Below are 17850 nucleotides of genomic sequence, written 5' to 3' on the forward strand. Positions count from 1 at the left end.
TCGCCACTGACAGAAGGGGTGCCGATGAGGAACTCTCCCCCAAAGGGTCTACCTCCGTGCGAACGCGGAACCCGGTAGCTCCTGAAGGAGGCAGCCATGCGCCGTACGACCGTGCAGAAGCCCCTGAAGAAGACGGACTCCCGCCGGATCCGTGACGAGGTCGACGAACGGCCGGCCGGGCGCCCCGAGGTGCGCAAGGACATCGCACGCACCTGGTGGCCGGACGGCTGAGCGACGCGGCCTTCAGGCCAGTCGCTTGCGGTAGTGCACGCGGTCGTACGGCCCGTCCACGCGTCGCTCCACGAGCACGTAGCCGTACTTCGGGTAGATCTCCTGGTTCTCCCACATCATCGCGTTCGTGTAGAGCCTGACCTCGGGCAGGCCCAGCGCACGCGCGTGTGCGTCCACGAAGTGCAGCAGCCGCCGCCCGACGCCCTTGCCGTGGGCGTCGGGACGGACGGCGATGCTGTCGAGGAACAGGTGGTCGGTGAACGCCTCGACCACCACCAGGCCGACCACCCCGCCACCGAGCGGGTCGCCGGTCACGAACACCTTCCCCGCGGCCACGTCGGCCGCGTGGTCCGCCTCCATGGGCTGCGGCACCTGCCCGATGCGCTCGATGTAAGGCGTGTACGCCGCGTCCGTCACGGCCTTCACGGCCGGCAGGTCGGCCGCCGTGGCGGGCCGGATCTCCTCGCTCTTCATGCCGTGGACGTTACCTACCTGATCCCAGTCTCAGCGCTTCCTTAAGGCCACCCTAAAGATCGCCACGGGCCGTCCCGAGCAGGCGAATTCGCGGTTTCTTGGTTCCGGCACACATCAGGCCACCACCTGTTCCGGTTCCGAGGAGTTCCCCCATGCCCGCACGCCGCAAGGCCGCCGCCGTCGCCGCCGTCGCCTCCGTCGGGCTGGTCCCGGCGGCCCTGACCCTGCTGTCCGCCGCGCCCGCGGCCGCGCACGGGTCGATGGGCGATCCGGTCAGCCGGGTCGCCCAGTGCTACGCGGAAGGTCCGGAGAGCCCGAACTCGGACGCGTGCCGGGCCGCGGTCGCGGCGGGCGGGACGCAGGCGCTGTACGACTGGAACGGCATCCGCATCGGCGACGCGAACGGCCGCCACCAGGAGCTGATTCCGGACGGCAGGCTGTGCAGCGCGAACAACGAGGAGTTCAAGGGGCTGGACCTGGCCCGCGCCGACTGGCCGGCGACGGGCGTCGGCAGCGGCTCGTACACCTTCAAGTACCGCGTGACCGCCCCGCACAAGGGCACCTTCAAGGTCTATCTCACCAAGGCCGGTTACGACCCCGCCGGGCCGCTGGCGTGGTCCGACCTCGATCTGGAGCACCCGGTGGCGACGGCCACCGACCCGGTCGCGGCGGGCGGCTTCTACACCTTCTCCGGGACCCTCCCCGAGCGTTCGGGCAGGCAGCTGCTGTATGCGATCTGGCAGCGCTCGGACAGCCCGGAGGCGTTCTACTCCTGCTCGGACGTGACGTTCGCGGGCACGAACACGAACACCGGCACAGGAGCGGGGGCCGGTACCGGTACCGCGCCGTCCGCCTCCGCGCCCTCCGAGGAACAGATCGAGGACGGTGCCGGCAAGTCGACGATCGAGCACCACGGTCACGGGGACGACGACGCCACCACGACGACGGACCCGACGACCGACCCGACGACCGAACCCTCCGCCGCGGCCGAGTCGCCCGTCACGGCCAACGAGCCGAGCGCGGCCGGTGCCGGTCCGGGTTCGGGTTCGGGTTCGGGTTCGGGTTCGGGCGAGAGCCTCGCGGAGACCGGTGGCGACGGCAGCGCCCCGTATCTCGCGGTGGGCGGCGCGGCCGTCCTGGCGCTGGGCGCGGCGCTGCTGTTCGGGTCGGTGCGCAGGCGCGCGGTGAACGGTGGACGGCACGGCCGCTGAGCCGCCGTCCCCTTCGGAACTCCGGGGCCTGACCGGCGGCTCAGGTCGGACAGGCCCCGGCGGAACACCTGTGCGTCAGCTCGTCGACCGGTCAGCTGAAGACGGACGCGCAGGTGGTGGCGGTGGCACGGGCCGGGTCAAGGGCGTTGGCCACCTCATGGAAGGCGATCCGGTCGAGCAGACCGATCGCCAGGTGCTCGGAGAGGTCCACCGGGCACAGGTCCTGGAGCAGGACGTTGTGCACGTCGGACCCGCTGAGGTACTGGGTGCGCCACGGCGTGACCACTTCGTCGTACTTGGTGGCGATGACGGTGTAGCGGACACCGGCGACGGTGTCGCCGCCCGCGTTGAGCTTGGTGAGGAAGGCCGATCCGGCGACCTGGTCGGCGAGGCCGGGGGTGGCGGTCGAGAGGAGGTCCTCGGCGCCCGGGAAGTAGGGCAGCAGGTTGGCGAGTCCGCTCAGCGTGGTGCCGTGGTTGTCGGGGGCGACGCCGACGAGCGCGTTGACCTTGGCGGCGCCGCCGAGGAACTTCAGGTAGTAGCGCGGCATCATGCCGCCCTGTGAGTGGCCGACGAGGTCGGCCTCGGCGGCGCCGGTCGCGGCGAGCACCTTGTCGACGAAGGTGGAGAGCTGCGCGGCCGACTTGTCGATGGGGCCGAGGCCGTTGAAGAGCGGGACGCCCGGCAGTTGGCCGTAGTCGACGGAGAAGACGCAATAGCCGCGGACGGTGAGGTAGGGGGCGAGGGCCAGCCAGTTGTCCACCGAGTTGCCGAAGGTTCCGTGCACGAGGACGACGGGGCGGGGGTGGGCGGCGGAGGGCTTGCAGCGGTAGTCGTTCCAGCCGCTCGCCGAGGCGGTGGCGGCGGAGTCGGCGTGGGCGGCGGTGGCGGGGACGGTGGCGGCCGCGGCGGCCAGCAGCAGTGCGGCGAGGGGTCTGAGCGCGCGTTTCCAGGGCAGCATCGGGTGATCTCCTTGCGGCTCAAGGGAGGATGCGATGGCCTTACGCCCTGTGACCCGGATCACGAGGATGCTGTTCACTCGTCAAGTTACGGGCGAGTAGCTGAACTGTGAAGTTACGCGTCAGTAAAAACTTCCAGTGATAGCCGGTGCCGACCCGGGATCACTGATATGACGTCACCAAGCGGGCCGAATGGGGCCATGAGGGGCGATGCGAGACAACTGGTCGCGCAGCACGCGCACATGCTCCTCGCCGAGCACGGCGACCCATGCCCGCACCGCCTCGGCGGCCGCCTCCTCCGCCGCCCGGGTGCACTCCCAGCCGCGCCCGGTGAGCACGATCAGCCGGGCCCGCGCGTCCTCGGGGTGCGGCCGGCGCTCGACATACCCCTTCCGCACGAGCTCCTCGACGAGCTGACTCGCCGCCTGCTTGGTGACCCCGAGATGGACGCCCAGCTCGGTGACCGTGGCGCCGTCCGGGGCGAGCCGGGTGAAGGCGAAGCCGTAGGCGGGCCGCGCCTCGAATCCACGGGCGAGGACACCGTCGTTGATGCGCTGGGTGAGCTCACCCGCGGCGGCGAGCAGGACGGCGCTGAGGGCGAGGGCTTCGGAGTTCTGCACATCCGCATTGAAACATTCTTGACAGATTGGTCAAGCAGCTTGACCATAGGGCCAGATGGTCAAGCTGCTTGACCATCTTCGGGCGGGTGTCCGGCAGCGACGACGCCCACCGGAAGCCGAAACCGACAGGAGACACCCATGCCCGTCATCCGTTCGTCCGACGCCGTCACCCACGAGATCCACGGCGCCCGCTTCGTCTCGTACGCCACTCCCCGCACCGGCAGCAAGGAGCTGTGCGCCTGGAGGGGCGAGATCCCCGCCGGGACGAAGGCGCCCGCGCACACCGTCAACCGGGAGGAGATCTTCCATCTGCTCGTCGGCGAACTGATCCTCACGCTCGACGGCCACGCCGAGCGGATCAGGGCCGGCGACACGGTGATCGTCAATCCGGGCGCGACCCTGGCCGTCGAGAACCCGACCGATCACACCGCACTCTCCTGGGTCACCACGTCCATCGGCCTGGAGGCGGAGCTGGCCGACGGGACCCGGATCACTCCCCCATGGGCCAACTGACCCCGTCCCGGCCGCCGTCGCCTCACGCCGCCAGCGTCCCGGGCTTCACCGCTCCCGGCCCGAACTTCGCCCGCACCCGGTCGGCCACCTCCTCGATCCGGCGGACCTTCTCGTCCACGGGATCGAAGGTGAGCTGGTGGGAGGCCTGGTCGGCGGGGCCGAGCGCCTCGGCGCGCAGGGCGATCGCGCGGACCCGGGCGCGCTGGAGACCGAGTGCCTCGTACAGGCCGTACGCCGTCCTCGTCAGGGCCGCCGAGTGCGCGGTCGGCTCCCCGAGGGTGCGGCTGCGGGTGGTGGCGGTGGGGGTCCCCCCGCTCGAGCCTGTTCGAGAGTGGGGGAGGTCGGCGTAGCGCACGGTGAGGGTCAGGGTGCGGCAGACCTTCTCCATGGCACGCAGCCGGGCGCCCAGTTCCCCGGCGGCCGACAGGAGCGCGCGGCGATGCCGGTCGGGGTCCAACTCGTCCCGGGTGAAGGGGCGTTCGGTGGCCAGCGAGCGCGAGACGGCGTTCGGTACGACCCGGCCGCGGTCGACGCCGTTCGCTTTGTCGTGCAGTTCCCGGCCCGCCTTCGCGCCGACCAGGCGCTGGAGCGTGGAAAGGGGTGCGGAGGCCACCCTGCCGAGGGTGTCGAGGCCGTACTCGCACAGGGTGCGGGCGGTCGCCGTACCCACACCGGGCAACGCCACGACGGGCTTATCGGCGAGGAACTCCCGTACCCCGCCCTCGGGGACCGCGCACGTCACCCCGGGCCGGGCGCCGCGCAGCGCCACGCGGGCCGACATCGGGCCGGGGCCCGCGCCGATCACGCAGTCGACCCCGTGCAGCGCGAGCGCGCGCACCCTGATCACCGACGCCAGTTCGACCGCGCTGCGCCCGAAGTACCGTTCGGCGCCGCGCAGATCGGCCAGCGCCCCGTCCGGCGGCAACGCCTCGACGACCGGCGTGAACTCCTCCAGCAGCCCGAGCAGCGCCGGCAGAGCGGCCTCGTCCGTCGAAGGCAGCTGGAAACGTACGCAGAGGATGGTCATCCCGCACTCCCCGGACTCTGGTGCCACAACTTCCTTCCCACCGCGGGCCCTTCGCCCGCGGGGCGCAGATCGGCCCAGGGGTGCATCTCGTACCCCGTGGGCATGCGGATGCGACGCTGTTCGCTCGCGTCCCGGGCGGCCGAGCCCGCCGGCGCGGGCAGCCCGTCCGAACCGGCGAGCCGGCTACGCGCCGGGCCGTCGCCGTCGACCCCCGCGTCCGGGGCACTCGTGTCAGGGGCGCCCGCGTCCGGGGCGCCGCCGGGGTCGGCCAGCCGGGCCGCGACCCCTTCCAGCCCCTCGTCCCGGCGCACCTCCAGCAGTTCGGCGAGGTTCCAGGCGGCGGCGCCCACCACGCTGAGGCTGCGCGGGCCGCGCCGCTGCACCACCCCGCGCACCAGCAGCAGCCAGGAGTGGAAGACGGTGTGCGCGCAGGCGTCGTGGGAGTCGTCGAAGAAGGCGAGGTCGACCAGGCCGGTGCCGTCGTCCAGGGTGGTGAAGATGACCCGTTTGCCGGACCGGATCGGCGGGGTCTGGGTGGCCGCCTTGGCGCCCGCCACCAGGACCGTCTCGCCGTGCCGGGTGTCGCGCAGCCGGCGCGCCGACAGCACGCCCAGTTCGTCGAGGAAGCTCCGGTGGTCGTCCATCAGATGGCGCGAGGCGTCCATGGACAGCACGCCCAGTTCGGCGCTGAGCTTCTCGGCGGAGGACAGGTCGGGCAGCCCGGCCGGGGTGGTCTTCCGCCCGCCGGCCAGCGGGAGTTGACCGCCGCCCGCGCCCCGGGCGCCCCGGTGCAGTTCGGTCAGGTGCAGTTGCAGATCGCGCCGGTTGGCGCCGAACGCGTCCAGCGCGCCGACCTGTGCGAGCCGCGCGGCGAGCGGACGGCTCGGCCGCGCCCGTTCCCAGAAGTCCAGCAGCGAGGAGTACGGCTGCCCGTCCGCGATCCGCGCCGCCTCGGCCTCGGTGATGCCGTACACGTCGGAGAGGGCGAGCCGCAGCCCCCAGACACCGGAACCGGACGGATCAGAGCCTGCACCGGATGCACCGGATACACCGGAGGAATCAGGCCCTGAATCAGACACCAGTTCGATCCGGTGGGCGACCGCCGACCGGTTCACGTCCAACGGCAGCACCGGCACCCCCCGCCGCCGCGCGTCCGCCAGCAGCAGCCGCTTCGGGTACATCCCGGGGTCATGGGTGAGCAGCCCGGCATAGAAGGCGGCCGGGTGGTGCGCCTTCAGCCACGCCGACTGGTACGTCGGCACGGCGAAGGCGACCGCGTGCGCCTTGCAGAAACCGTACGAGCCGAACGCCTCGATGATCTCCCAGGTCCGCTGAATCGTTTCTGCGTCATATCCGCCGACCGCCGCGTGCTGGGCGAACCACACCTTGATCCGCCCCTGCGACTCCGGGTCCGACAGCCCGCGCCTGATCCGGTCCGCCTCACCGCGCCCGCAGCCGGTCATGACGGCGACGATGTCGATGATCTGCTCGTGGAAGACGACGACCCCGTAGGTGTCCCGCAGCGGCTCCGCCAGATCCGGGTGCGGATACCGGACCGGCGCCCGCCCGTGCCGCGCCTCGATGAACGGCCGCACCATGTCGGCGGCGACCGGCCCGGGCCGGAAGAGGGAGATGTCGACGACGAGATCGTGGAAGGTGGCCGGCTGCAACCGCCCCACCAGGTCCCGCTGGCCCGGCGACTCGATCTGGAAGCACCCCAGCGTCTCGGCGGACCGGATGAGCCGGTACGTCGCCGGATCGCCGCCCTTCAGCGTGTCCAGGTCGATACGCTCCCCCGTCGCCCGCTCCACCTCGCCCACCGCGTGCGCCATCGCCGACTGCATCCGCACGCCCAGCACGTCCAGCTTGAGCAGCCCGAGGTCCTCGACGTCGTCCTTGTCGAACTGGGCCATGGGGAACCCCTCGCCGCTGGTCGGCATGACCGGCGTACGGGAGAGCAGGGAGGCGTCGGAGAGGAGCACCCCGCACGGATGCATGGCGACTCCGCGCGGGAGGGCGTCGAGAGACTCGACCAGCTCCCAGAGCCGCCCGTACCGCTCCTTCTCCCCCGCCAGCGACCTGAGTTCGGGCAGTTCCTCCAGCGCCGCCCGGGCGTCGCGCGCCCGGATGTGCGGGAAGGACTTGGCGATGCGGTCGATGTCGGCCGGGTCCATGGACAGGGCCGCGCCGACGTCCCGGATGGCGTGGCGGACCCGGTACGTCTCCGGCATCGCGACCGTCGCGACCCGCTCGGTGCCGAACCGGCCGATGATCGCCCGGTAGACCTCCAGCCGGCGCGCGGACTCCACGTCGATGTCGATGTCGGGCAGCACGACCCGCTCCTTGGACAGGAAGCGCTCCATCAGCAGCCCGTGCTCGACCGGATCGGCGTTCGCGATGCCGAGCAGGTGGTTCACCAGCGATCCCGCGCCGGAGCCGCGGGCCGCGACCCGGATGCCCATCCCCCGCACGTCGTCCACGACCTGGGCGACCGTCAGGAAGTACGAGGCGAAGCCGTGGTGGGCGATGATGTCCAGCTCCCGGTGCATCCGCTCCCAGTAGGCGCGCTTGCCGGAGTGGCCGCGCAGCACCATCCCGGCCGCCGCCCGGGAGGCCAGTGTCCGCTGGGCGGTGCGGCGGCCCGCGCCGACGAGGTGCGGCTCGGGGAAGTGGACTGCACCCATGCCGAGGTCGTCCTCGGGGTCGACCAGGCACTCGGCGGCCGTCGCCCGCGTCTGTTCCAGCAGACGGTGCGCGGTGTCGCGCCGGTAGCCCGCCGCCTCGACGATCCGCTCGGCCGTGCGCAGCATCGCGCCCGCGTCCTTGAGCCAGGCCTCCCCGGAGTCCAGCCCTTTCGCCGGGTCGACCGGGACCAGCCGCCGGGCGGCGTCCAGCACGTCCGCGACCGGGCCCTGGCCGGGGTCGGCGTACCGGACGGCGTTGCTGAGGACGGGCCGGATCCGCTGCTCGGCGGCGAAGCCGACGGTACGGGCGGCCAGCCGCAGGGAGCCGGGTCCGGTGCCGGTGCGCCCGTGCCAGACGGCCTCCAGCCGCAGGGCGTCGCCGTACACCTCCCGCCAGGGGGTGAGGAGCCTCGCCGCGCGGTCCGGCCGGCCCGCGGCGAGCGCGCGGCCGACGTCGGAGGCGGGGCCGAGCAGGACGGTCAGGCCCGCGCCGTGGTTCTCGGCCCAGGGCAGTACCGGGGTGCCCTCGCCCTCGTGCGCGGCCGTGACGATCCGGCACAGGTCGCCCCAGCCCCGGGCGCCGTCGCGGGCGAGGAAGGTGACACGGGGTGCCGACTCGTCGATGAAGGCGCCGCCGCGCACGGGGGTGCGGCGCCTGTCCCGCCGTACGGACGCGTCGCTCTGCGGCCGCTCGGGGGGCGCCACCGCCAGGTCCACTCCGAACAGCGGGCGCACACCCGCCTTCGCGCAGGCCTTGGCGAAGCGGACCGAGCCGGCGAGGGTGTCGCGGTCGGTGAGAGCGAGGGCGTCCATCCCCCGCTCCGAGGCGCGCTCGGCCAGCCGCTCCGGGTGCGAGGCGCCGTAGCGCAGGGAGAACCCGGAGACGGTGTGCAGATGCGTGAACCCTGACATCCGCACCTCCCACTAATCGAACATCAGTTCCCTACTCGCTCACCCCCACCATAGACCAATTCCCGAACGTCTGTACGACAACCGTTCGGACGCCTCCCACCTGCGGAAACACCCCGTACCCCCGGACTGCGGGGACATGACACCGACCACCGGCGCCGACGCGCCCCGCGGCCCCCGACGCCCCCTCCACGCAGGAAGTCCCGCCCCTCTCGTGCGGGGCGGGACTTCAGCTGCTCGAAGGGCTGCGCTGCGGGACCGTCAGCCGATCTGCGTCCCCGTCGCCGACAGCGCCTCCGTCACCGGCTGGAAGAACGTCTCCCCGCCGGCGGTGCAGTCGCCGCTGCCCCCCGAGGTCAGGCCGACCGCGCTGCTGCCCGAGAAGAGGGAGCCGCCGCTGTCGCCGGGCTCGGCGCAGACGTCGGTCTGGATGAGGCCGTTGACGATGTCACCGTTGCCGTAGTTCACCGTGGCGTCCAGGCCGGTGACCGTGCCGGAGTGCACCTGGGTGGTCGAGCCGCTGCGGGTGACCTTCATGCCGACGGTGGCCTCGGCGGCGCCGGTGATCTGCTGGGCCGAGCCGTTGTAGAGGTCGACCTCGCTCGGGTGGTCGACCTCGGCGGTGTACTTGACCAGGCCGTAGTCGTTGTCCGGGAAGCTGGACACCTCGTTGGCGCCGATCTCGGTGCCGGAGGAGTCCGACCAGGTGGAGATGGCGTCGGTGCAGTGCCCGGCGGTCAGGAAGTACGGCTCGCCCCCCTTGACCACGTTGAAGCCGAGAGAGCAGCGCCCGGTGCCGCCGGTGATGGCGTCACCGCCGGCGATGAAGGGCTTGAACTCCCCCTTGGTGCGCTGGAGTTCGGCCACCTGACCGAGCCCGTCGACGACCTTGGTGAGCTTGGCCCACTCGGTGTCGGAGACCGTGCGGTCGGCGGTGACGACGACCTTGTTGGTGGTCGGGTCGGTCACCCAGGCGGTGCCCGGGACGGACGCGTCCGCCTTGAGCGTCGTACGGGCGCCGGTCAGTTCGGCGAGGGAGTTCTCGACGATTCTGGCCTTGGCGCCGGCCGCCTCGACGGTCTTCGCGGCAGTCGCGTCGAGGACGTTCACCACGAGGCTCTTGCTCTTGGCGTCGTAGTACGTGCCCGCCGCGTCGGCGCCGAGGTCCTGGCCGAGCGTCGAGGCGAGCTTTCCGGCCGCGAGGGCCGAGAGGGGGGCGGGCTGCGAGGTCTTCGCAGGCTCGCTGGCGTTCGCAGTCTGGAAGGTCACTCCGGCTGCGACGAGCGCGGCGATGCCCGCGCCCGTCATGACCATCCGCCGCCCGGGTATGCGTCGGTGCTTCAACTCGCGTCCTCCTGTGGGGGGTCGGCCCGAGCGGTTATGGGGGCAGCTCCGGGCCGGAAGGCTGGTTGACGGGCGCCCACTCTTCCGAACGGCACAGGGGACACACAAGGTCGACTTCAGGACGCGCACAGGGTGAACACCGCGCGCCCTCCACGCCTTCACCACCCCGGAACATCCCCTGGCCACCGCAGGAGAATTCGCACTGCAAACGCTACGCGTGAGTAACCACTTACGTGGCGGTGAGGTCTAGTCCTGGCCGGAACCCGACGTCGCCTCGGGCGGCGAAGGTGTGGAAGTCGTCGGGGGTGTGGAGGACGTCGGGGGAAGCGGTTGCTGCTGCTGGGCCCGCTCCAGGAACCTCAGCAGCTCCACCGGGAACGGCAGCACCAGCGTGGAGTTCTTCTCGGCGGCGACCGCCACCACCGTCTGGAGCAGCCGCAGCTGGAGCGCGGCGGGCTGCTCGGACATCTCCTTCGCCGCCTCGGCGAGCTTCTTCGACGCCTGGAGTTCGGCGTCGGCGTTGATGATCCGGGCCCGCCGCTCGCGGTCGGCCTCGGCCTGCCGGGCCATCGACCGCTTCATCGTCTCGGGCAGGGACACGTCCTTGATCTCCACCCGGTCGATGGTGACACCCCACTCCACGGCCGGGCTGTCGATCATCAACTCCAGCCCCTGGTTGAGCTTTTCGCGGTCGGACAGCAGATCGTCCAGATCGCTCTTGCCGATGATCGAACGCAGGGAGGTCTGCGCCATCTGCGAGACGGCGAACCGGTAGTCCTCCACCCGCATGACCGCCTCGGCCGGCGAGGTCACCTTGAAGTAGACGACGGCGTCCACGCGCACGGTGACGTTGTCCCGGGTGATGCCCTCCTGCCCGGGCACCGGCATCGTGACGATCTGCATGTTGACCTTCCGGAGCCGGTCGATGCCCGGAAGGATCAGGGTGAGTCCGGGGCCGCGTACCTCGGGCCGGAGTTTCCCGAGCCGGAGGACCACGCCCCGCTCGTACTGCTTGACGACCCGCGCCGCCGCCGCCACGTACACCGCTCCGGCGGACACCAGCGCGACGCCCGCCACCACCAGCTCCTCGACCATGGCCGGCCCCCAGGGGTCCACAGCACTGCCCGCGCATCACTGCCTGTACCCCGACGGTAACCCCGCCCTCCGGCAAGGGCGAGCCCCCGCACGCCGGTTGCGTACGGGGGCTCGCCCGCGATCGGCCACAGGCCGGGTGAAGCGGTCCCGCGTGAGGACTCCCTCGTCAGGGCTCCTTCGTCAGGACGCTCGCGTGAGGACTAGAAGACGCTGACGCCGTAGCGGCTCAGGGCCTCGGTCACGGGCTGGAAGAAGGTCGTACCGCCCGAGGTGCAGTTGCCGCTGCCACCGGAGGTCAGACCCAGCGCGACACCACCGGAGGTGTAGAGCGCTCCGCCGGAGTCGCCGCCCTCGGCGCAGACGTTGGTCTGGATCATCTGGTAGACCACGTCGCCGCTGCCGTAGTTGACCGTGGCGTTGAGGGCGGTCACCCGGCCGGTGTGGATACCGGTCGTGGAGCCGTCCCGGATGACCGACTGGCCCACCGTGGCGTTGCCGGCACTGGTGATGTCGGTGTTGCCCGCGGTGCCCGCCTTGGCGACCGAGGTGTTGGTGTAGCGGACCAGCGCGTAGTCGTTGGTCGGGAAGCTGTAGCCGGAGTTCGTGCCCAGCACGGTGGTCTGACCGGAGTTGGAGTACCAGGTCGAGGCGACCTCGCCGCAGTGCCCGGCGGTCAGGAAGTAGTAGGTGCTCCCGCTGACGACGTTGAAGCCGAGCGAGCAGCGGTAGCCGCCGCCGTAGATGGCGTCGCCGCCGCCGATCAGCTTGTTGAACTTGCCCGGGGTGTGCTTGATCGTGAGCGCGCCGGCGTTGTCGCCCGCCTGCTCCTTGATCTGCGCGATCTCGGCGTCCGAGACCGTGCTGTCGACGGTGACCAGGAGGCGGTTGGTCTTGCTGTCGACCGCCCAGGCGGTGCCCGGGATGTCCGCCTGGAGCACCGAGTCGCCGGCGCTCTTCAGTTCGGCGGTACTGAAGGTGGCGGTGTCGGCCGCGCTCGCCTGGGGGATGGCGATGGCGGCGGCGGCCACGAGTCCGGTGGTCACGGCGGTCAGCCGGGTCCGTCTCGAGATGCCGCTCGTGGGGGTGGTGGGGGTGGTGCGCTTGATCCTCACGTTTCGTTCCCTCCCAGGGGAAGTCGGGGGCCCGTGGTGTGGGGTCGGGGCCCGTGAGGCGCAGCCAGGGACCGACGTTCGTCCGGATTCCGGACACGCCGTGACCCTGACAAGCGCTGAGGGGGAGTATTCGGCCGAACGGCCGGTCGGCGCAAGGGCGCCTTTCGGCCGTCAGACCTTCAACGAACTGCGTGAGTTGAGCCCTCTTGCAGCCTCTTGCCCCAGCTCAGACCAGGTTGCGCTCCCCTGCCTCGACCGCCACGTCATATGTGTTCCCCGGCGGCGGGAAGGGGCAGAGGAAAGCATCCGCAAAGGCGCACGGAGTGCAGTACGGCCCGGTTGAAGTCGACCGTCGTGCGTCCGTCCGCGTCGGGTGCGCCGGAGTACAGGAACCGGTAGCTGGTCACCCCTCTGGTGGCGTCGGCGAACACGGCCCACAGCGAACCGTCGCCCTGCACGCTCACGCGGAGGGTGAGCCGCTGCCCGGCCAGGACGAACGCCGGTTCCCCGCCGAGCCCGAGACCGCGCTCACGCCCGTCGGCGTTCGGCACCCGGACGGTACGGTCCTCGTCGTACGGGGTGAAGCGGGCGGGCACCGCCCAGCGCGCGTCGTAGGGGGTCGCGTCGATGCCCGGGAAGCGGTGCCGGGGCCGCGGAGTCCGGGTCGAAGTCGCGTACCCCCCAGACCCCCTCACGGACCAGAACGACCAGCCGCCGGTCACCGAGCGCGACCCGGGCCGCGTCCCGTCGGTCCGGTGTCGGCGCCGAGCCGTACCTCCCCGCTGAACGGCTTCCCGTCCACGGTCAGCCCGTCGGAGCCGGTCGCGGTGAGCACCACGGCGTCCTCATCGGCCACCCAGGTCCCCGGGGTGTCCGGAAGTCGACCGTCCGCAAAGTCCTCGGGCTGGGGGTCCCCCCAGGCCGTTTCAGGCACTGGGGGAGGGTGCCGGTGAGCGCGAGCGGGCCGTAGGGCGCCGCGACCGTCTCCAGGCGGCGCCCGTGCCACTGCCGCCAGGCGTCCGCCGCGACCGTCACGACGTCTGCCGCGCTCGCCGCTTTCGCCGTCATAGGGTCGGCCTTGTCGTCATGGGATCTGTCCTGTCGTCATGGGGTTGGCCCGTCCCCACCGGGTCGGGCAGTCCGAGGTGGGAGCGCAAGGTGTGTCCCTCGTATTCCGTACGGAAGGCACCGCGCTCCTGCAGCAGCGGCACCACCCGGTCGACGAACTCGTCGAGCCCGCCGGGCGTGAGCTGCGGTACGAGGACGAAGCCGTCGGCGGCGTCCTCGCGCACGAACCGAGCCAGTTCGGCGGCGACCGCCTCGGGTGTGCCGACGAGGGACTGCCGGGCGCTCGTCTCGATCACGGTCTGCCGGATGGACAGCCCCTTCTCCCTCGACAGCGCACGCAGCTTCCCGGCGGTCGCGACCGCGTCGCCGTGCCGGGCGCGGCCCCCCGTGCGCCGCGGGTCGGCCACCGGGTCGAACTCGGGCAGCGGCCCGTCGGGGTCGTGGGCCGACAGGTCGACGCCCCAGAGCCGCTCCAGGGTGAGGAGGGCGCGCTGCGGGGAGACCAGCCGGCGTCTGATCGTGGCGGCCCGCTCCTGTGCCTCGGCGGCGGTGTCCCCGAGGACGACGGTGACGGCGGGCATGATCTTCAGATCGTCGGCGGTACGGCCGTACTTGGCCAGCCGTCCCTTGACGTCGGCGTAGAAGGCGCGCCCGGCCTCCAGCGTGCCGGGCCGCGCGAGGACGACGTCGGCGGTGGCGGCCGCGGCCTCCCGGCCCTCCCCCGAGTCCCCCGTCCGGATCACCACCGGGTGCCCCTGCGGTGAGCGCGGCACGGTGAACTCCCCGGCGATGTCGAAGTGCCGGCCCCGGTGCGCGAACGGCCGGGGCGCCTCGTCCGGTGTCCAGGAGTCCCACAGCCTTCTCGCGGTGGCGACGAACTCGGCGGCCCGCGGATACCGGTCGGCGCGGTCCAGGTAGCCCCCTCGGCGGAAGTCCTCGCCGGTGCGGGCGTCCGAGGAGGTCACCACGTGCCAGGCCGCCCGGCCGCCGCTGAGATGGTCCAGGGTGGCCAGTCTGCGGGCGAGTTCGAACGGCTCGTGGTACGTGGCGTCGGCCGTGGCGGCCAGCCCCAGACGCTCGGTCACGGCGGCGAGCGCGTTGAGGACGGTGAGCGGCTCGGGGCGGCCGGCCACGTCCAGGTCATGGATACGGCCCTGGTGGTCGCGCGGTCGCGGCCCCTCGGCGAGGAGGAAGAAGTCGAACAGACCGCGTTCGGCGGTCCGGGCGAGGTGTTCGAAGGAGGAGAACTCGATCGGCGACTTCGCGTCGGGGCCGGTCCAGACGGTGGTGGTGTCGGCGCCGGGGAAGTACAGGGCCAGGTGGCACTGCCTGCCGGGCGGCCTCGGGCCCCGGGGTCGGTGTCCGCTCATGCCGCTCCCCCCGCGTACTGGTTGGCGGGCCGGGCCAGCCCCAGGTGCTCGCGGAGCGTGCTGCCCGGGTAGAAGGTGCGGAACAGACCACGGTGCTGGAGCAGCGCCACCGTGCCGTTGACCAGCCGTTCCAGATCACGGCGCGGTTCGACGGGGGTGAGGTGGAAGCCGTCGGCGATGCCGTCCTTGTACCAGGAGGCGATCAGGTCGGCGAGGTCGACGGGGCCGCCCCGGTAGAGCGGGCCCTGCGCGGTCTGCCGGGGGCCGCCTCCGCCGTGGCCGGGTTCGGCGGCGTGCTCGCCGTCCCCGAGGTCGATCAGCAGACTCACCAGGACGAGCAGGGAGTTGGGGTCGCGCCCCGCCGCGGCCACGTCGGCCCGCAGCCGGTCGCGGACGGTGCGGGCCTGTGCGGGGCTCGCCGCGCGTACGAGGGCCACGTCGGCGTGGCGGGCGGCGGTGGACCGGGCGGGTCCCTCGGTGGCGTCGACCACGCGCACCGGGTGTCCCTGCGGAGGTCTGGGTGCCAGGGCGGGGCCCCGCACCGAGAAGGCCTCGCCGGTGAAGTCGACGTGGTGCAGCTTGTCGCGGTCGAGGAAACGGCCGGTCGGCACATCGCGTACCACGGCGCCGTCCTCCCAGCTGTCCCACAACTTCGCGGCCACGTGGGCCACTTCACCGGCCTCCCGCCACAGCGCGTCCAGCGGCGCGGTGTGCCGGCGGCCGAAGAGCCGGGCCTCCCCCTCCGTGGTGGAGACGTCGATCCGCCAGCCGGCCCGGCCCCGGCTGACCCGGTCGAGCGTGGCGACCGTGGCCTGGATGTGGAAGGGCTCGGTGTGGGTGGTGGTGAGGGTGGGCACCAGTCCGACGCGGTGCGTGGCGGGCGCCACCCGGGACAGCACGGCCGACGCGTCGGGCCCGGGCCGGGCGAAGGTGTCGTCCAGCGTCACGAAGTCGAGTCCGCCCCGCTCGGCGAGCCGCGCCAGTTCGACGTAGGGGCCGGCGTCGTACACCCCCGGCTGGTCGACGGCGGCCGCCAGGTGCAGCGGGCCCCGGCCGTGCGATGAGGTCATGGGGGAGAACCCTTTCTTCCGTGACGCTTCGAAGTGGAGCGGTTCACCCGACGGCATCGGCGCCCAGATCCCGCAGGAACACCAGGGCGGCCCGGGCGGTGGCGTCGTTCTGCCGGAACGCGGGGCCGCCGGTGCGCGGCCGGGTGAACGCGCCCGGCGTACGGCCGTCGGTGTGCGGTCCGAGCGCGAAGCGCCGTGGGTGCGGCCGGCCGGCCCGGTCCAGGACCCGCCCGTCGGCGCGGTCCACCCGCAGCAGCCCGTCCGGGGTCTCGCCGGCCCCGTCGGCGTGCAGTTCCCGCAGCAGCGGGTCGAGGGCGCGCCGGAGCGTCGGCTCCGGCAGCCGGGCCTCCACCAGCGCCCGCGCCTCGACCGAGAAGCCCGGCACGGTGGCGCTCGACGCCCGGAACACCCCGTCCCGCGCGTGTACGGCCATGTCGGCGCCGACGAACTTCAGCACCCCCGCCCGGGACAGCGCGATCAGCTGTCTCAGCCGGGGCCCCGGCGGCCCGGAGGCGAGGTAGCTGAAGAACCCGTGCCACCAGGAGCCGATGTCACCGAGGCGGACCAGTTGTCCGTAGACGGACAGCAGTCCCAGGAACACGGCCAGGTCGGTGCTGTGTGCGGCGTCGTGACGGCGGCTCAGGTCGTCCTCCACATAGCCGCGCAGCCCTTCCTGGAACTCCGCGAAGGATCCGTACGTCACCCCGGCCAACGGCCGGTCGAGGGCGGCCAGGTCGAGCCGGTCCCGCGGGTCGGGCACGGCGGACGCCACCAGGGCCTCCCGCTCGGCGCCCTCGGACGCGGCCTCGTACTTCTCCTCGAAGTCGGTCCAGGCGATCGCGGTCCGCTCGGCGTGGACCGTGAACAGCCGGTGGTAGTGGGCGAAGCCCAGCTCCTTCTCCACCAGCGGCCAGACATCCCGCCGGAAGTCGAAGCCCCCGGGCCGCGCGAGCAGCCCGTCGATCTCGGCGGGTCCCAGGAACCGGGGCAGCGGCGGCCGTTCGCCGGTCCAGTCGTAGCCGATCTTCGAGTGGTACGGCACCCCGCGCCGCGAGCCGACGTACAGCACCGGTTCCCGCCCCGAGGGCACATAGGTGTCCCCCTCGTACCGCCCGCCGCGCCCCTCGGTGAGGAGCACCATCAGGTCGACGAAGGCGAGCCCGAAACCACGCACCAGCACGGGTTCGCCGGCCGGCAGCGCGGACAGGTCGCTGTCGGCCGTGAAGTCCGGCGGCAGGTGGACGAGCCCGTGCTCCGCCGCGTAGGCCGCCAACTCACGCTGTTCCTCGTCGAGTTCGGCATCCAGATGACCGTGCGCGAGGACGACGAGATCGGCGGGCAGGGGCTGGTCCCGGCCTTCCAGCCACACCTGCTGGCGTCCCGTACGGGGGCCGCTCACCCGCAGAGCGCGCCCCGGATGGTGGTGGACGGTGATCTCCGCGGGCAGGGCGGCGACCGCCTGCTCGTGCACCCAGCGCAGATAGGAGCCCTGGAGCTGCCGGTCGGCGAAGGTACGCCCGTCGATGCCCGCCCACTCGTGCAGCGTCGGGCCGGGCCGGGCCGGCCCGGCCATCTCCACCGACTCGTCGGTGAACATGGTGACGTCCTCGGCGTGCGAGTTCATCCACAGCAGCGGTGACTGGGCGGCCCGCCAGATGCGTCCGGCACCCGGCGGATGCGGGTCGACGAGATGGATGTCGAGTCCCGAACCGGCGTACAGCTCAGGGGCGTTGGCGGCGATCCGCTCGATGAGGCCGGTCCCCCGCGGCCCGGCCCCGACGATCACGAGGGTGGCGGGCGCTTCGGGGTCGAGGGTTTCGGAAGACATGCGAAGGCTCCGTGACAGCTGGGATCGAACACGGGTAGGTGCCTTCACACACCGAATGGGGCGCGCCGCGCGGCGCAGATACGGCCGAGCCCCTCAGCAGGGCCGTGCAGCGAGAGTACGTGGGCGTTTCCCCTCACTGTCAAGGCCGTCCACACTGTGAGCCGTACGTCTCAAGTCGGTTGACGCGTAATCGGAGACCTGTTCCACTTGGCCCATGCATCCGCAGCAGTGTCTGGTCACCCGCTCCCACATCGACTTCGGTCGCGTGTGGTCCTGTTCCTGTTGAGCTGACCCACTGCGGCCCCCGTTCCCGGGGCGCCCTCTTCGCGTTCTCC

At 72.2% G+C, this 17850-nt stretch carries 14 protein-coding genes and 1 pseudogene; 3 read left to right on the plus strand and 12 right to left on the minus strand.

All coding sequences use genetic code 11. The annotated features are described in order from the left end of the window. Positions 1 to 96 precede the first annotated feature (96 nt). Entirely contained in the window at positions 97 to 231 is a 135-nt protein-coding gene (locus ACFVYS_RS23190) for a hypothetical protein (protein ID WP_020128204.1), read from the plus strand. Between the two features lie 12 nt (positions 232 to 243). On the opposite strand, the gene ACFVYS_RS23195 is transcribed toward ACFVYS_RS23190, so the two are convergent. Continuing rightward, complete coding sequence (locus ACFVYS_RS23195; protein WP_389504759.1) at positions 244 to 705, minus strand: GNAT family N-acetyltransferase; 462 nt, start codon at positions 703 to 705, stop codon at positions 244 to 246. Positions 706 to 857: 152 nt separating this feature from the next. Here ACFVYS_RS23195 and ACFVYS_RS23200 point away from each other — a divergent pair, with 152 nt between their 5' ends. Next, positions 858 to 1916 carry a lytic polysaccharide monooxygenase gene (locus ACFVYS_RS23200; RefSeq protein WP_389504760.1) on the plus strand — a complete coding sequence of 353 codons (1059 nt, stop codon included), beginning with the start codon at positions 858 to 860 and terminating at the stop codon, positions 1914 to 1916. A gap of 91 nt (positions 1917 to 2007) precedes the next feature. On the opposite strand, the gene ACFVYS_RS23205 is transcribed toward ACFVYS_RS23200, so the two are convergent. Continuing rightward, the gene (locus tag ACFVYS_RS23205) at positions 2008 to 2877 is read right to left on the minus strand and encodes an esterase/lipase family protein (RefSeq protein WP_389504762.1); all 870 of its coding nucleotides are present in this window, start codon (positions 2875 to 2877) and stop codon (positions 2008 to 2010) included. A 174-nt stretch (positions 2878 to 3051) separates the two neighbouring features. After that, the gene (locus ACFVYS_RS23210; protein WP_389504763.1) at positions 3052 to 3495 is read right to left on the minus strand and encodes a MarR family winged helix-turn-helix transcriptional regulator; all 444 of its coding nucleotides are present in this window, start codon (positions 3493 to 3495) and stop codon (positions 3052 to 3054) included. Positions 3496 to 3633: 138 nt separating this feature from the next. On the opposite strand from ACFVYS_RS23210, the gene ACFVYS_RS23215 reads away from it, so the two are divergent. Beyond that, complete coding sequence (locus tag ACFVYS_RS23215; RefSeq protein ID WP_389504765.1) at positions 3634 to 4008, plus strand: cupin domain-containing protein; 375 nt, start codon at positions 3634 to 3636, stop codon at positions 4006 to 4008. Between the two features lie 22 nt (positions 4009 to 4030). Here ACFVYS_RS23215 and ACFVYS_RS23220 read toward each other — a convergent pair whose 3' ends face one another. The 9 genes and pseudogenes from ACFVYS_RS23220 to ACFVYS_RS23260 form a co-directional block, all read right to left on the minus strand. Continuing rightward, a complete protein-coding gene (locus tag ACFVYS_RS23220; RefSeq protein WP_389504767.1) occupies positions 4031 to 5035 on the minus strand; it encodes a hypothetical protein in 1005 nt (334 codons plus the stop codon). Then, positions 5032 to 8631 (minus strand): DNA polymerase III subunit alpha, encoded by a 3600-nt coding sequence (locus ACFVYS_RS23225; RefSeq protein ID WP_389504769.1) that lies wholly within the window; start codon positions 8629 to 8631, stop codon positions 5032 to 5034. The genes ACFVYS_RS23220 and ACFVYS_RS23225 overlap by 4 nt, the downstream gene beginning before the upstream one ends. A 258-nt stretch (positions 8632 to 8889) precedes the next feature. After that, positions 8890 to 9972 carry a S1 family peptidase gene (locus ACFVYS_RS23230; protein ID WP_389504771.1) on the minus strand — a complete coding sequence of 361 codons (1083 nt, stop codon included), beginning with the start codon at positions 9970 to 9972 and terminating at the stop codon, positions 8890 to 8892. Between the two features lie 246 nt (positions 9973 to 10218). Next, on the minus strand, positions 10219 to 11067 hold the full coding sequence (locus ACFVYS_RS23235) for a slipin family protein (protein WP_389504773.1): 849 nt from the start codon (positions 11065 to 11067) through the stop codon (positions 10219 to 10221). A gap of 200 nt (positions 11068 to 11267) precedes the next feature. Next, a complete protein-coding gene (locus ACFVYS_RS23240) occupies positions 11268 to 12179 on the minus strand; it encodes a S1 family peptidase (protein ID WP_267020680.1) in 912 nt (303 codons plus the stop codon). Positions 12180 to 12405: 226 nt separating this feature from the next. After that, positions 12406 to 13247, minus strand: a pseudogene (locus tag ACFVYS_RS23245) (DUF1684 domain-containing protein). Next, positions 13244 to 14617, minus strand: a complete 1374-nt coding sequence (locus ACFVYS_RS23250) for an NtaA/DmoA family FMN-dependent monooxygenase (protein WP_389504775.1) — start codon at positions 14615 to 14617, stop codon at positions 13244 to 13246. The pseudogene ACFVYS_RS23245 and the gene ACFVYS_RS23250 overlap by 4 nt, the downstream one beginning before the upstream one ends. After that, the gene (locus ACFVYS_RS23255; protein WP_389504777.1) at positions 14614 to 15687 is read right to left on the minus strand and encodes an LLM class flavin-dependent oxidoreductase; all 1074 of its coding nucleotides are present in this window, start codon (positions 15685 to 15687) and stop codon (positions 14614 to 14616) included. Before ACFVYS_RS23255 ends, ACFVYS_RS23250 begins: the two co-directional genes overlap by 4 nt. Before the next feature lie 43 nt (positions 15688 to 15730). Next, a complete protein-coding gene (locus tag ACFVYS_RS23260) occupies positions 15731 to 17515 on the minus strand; it encodes an FAD/NAD(P)-binding protein (RefSeq protein ID WP_389504779.1) in 1785 nt (594 codons plus the stop codon). Positions 17516 to 17850: the final 335 nt, after the last annotated feature.

The organism is Streptomyces sp. NPDC058295 (assembly GCF_042880655.1).
Classification (GTDB): domain Bacteria; phylum Actinomycetota; class Actinomycetes; order Streptomycetales; family Streptomycetaceae; genus Streptomyces; species Streptomyces coriariae.

What these genes read in the sequence shown, in the direction of transcription:
- ACFVYS_RS23225 (WP_389504769.1), bottom strand. Translation starts at nt 8,631, where the DNA reads ATGTCAGGGTTCACGCATCTGCACACCGTCTCCGGGTTCTCCCTGCGC.
- ACFVYS_RS23260 (WP_389504779.1), bottom strand. Translation starts at nt 17,515, where the DNA reads ATGTCTTCCGAAACCCTCGACCCCGAAGCGCCCGCCACCCTCGTGATC.
- ACFVYS_RS23250 (WP_389504775.1), bottom strand. Translation starts at nt 14,617, where the DNA reads ATGAGCGGACACCGACCCCGGGGCCCGAGGCCGCCCGGCAGGCAGTGC.
- ACFVYS_RS23235 (WP_389504773.1), bottom strand. Translation starts at nt 11,067, where the DNA reads ATGGTCGAGGAGCTGGTGGTGGCGGGCGTCGCGCTGGTGTCCGCCGGA.
- ACFVYS_RS23190 (WP_020128204.1), top strand. Translation starts at nt 97, where the DNA reads ATGCGCCGTACGACCGTGCAGAAGCCCCTGAAGAAGACGGACTCCCGC.
- ACFVYS_RS23205 (WP_389504762.1), bottom strand. Translation starts at nt 2,877, where the DNA reads ATGCTGCCCTGGAAACGCGCGCTCAGACCCCTCGCCGCACTGCTGCTG.
- ACFVYS_RS23195 (WP_389504759.1), bottom strand. Translation starts at nt 705, where the DNA reads ATGAAGAGCGAGGAGATCCGGCCCGCCACGGCGGCCGACCTGCCGGCC.
- ACFVYS_RS23255 (WP_389504777.1), bottom strand. Translation starts at nt 15,687, where the DNA reads ATGACCTCATCGCACGGCCGGGGCCCGCTGCACCTGGCGGCCGCCGTC.
- ACFVYS_RS23220 (WP_389504767.1), bottom strand. Translation starts at nt 5,035, where the DNA reads ATGACCATCCTCTGCGTACGTTTCCAGCTGCCTTCGACGGACGAGGCC.
- ACFVYS_RS23215 (WP_389504765.1), top strand. Translation starts at nt 3,634, where the DNA reads ATGCCCGTCATCCGTTCGTCCGACGCCGTCACCCACGAGATCCACGGC.
- ACFVYS_RS23200 (WP_389504760.1), top strand. Translation starts at nt 858, where the DNA reads ATGCCCGCACGCCGCAAGGCCGCCGCCGTCGCCGCCGTCGCCTCCGTC.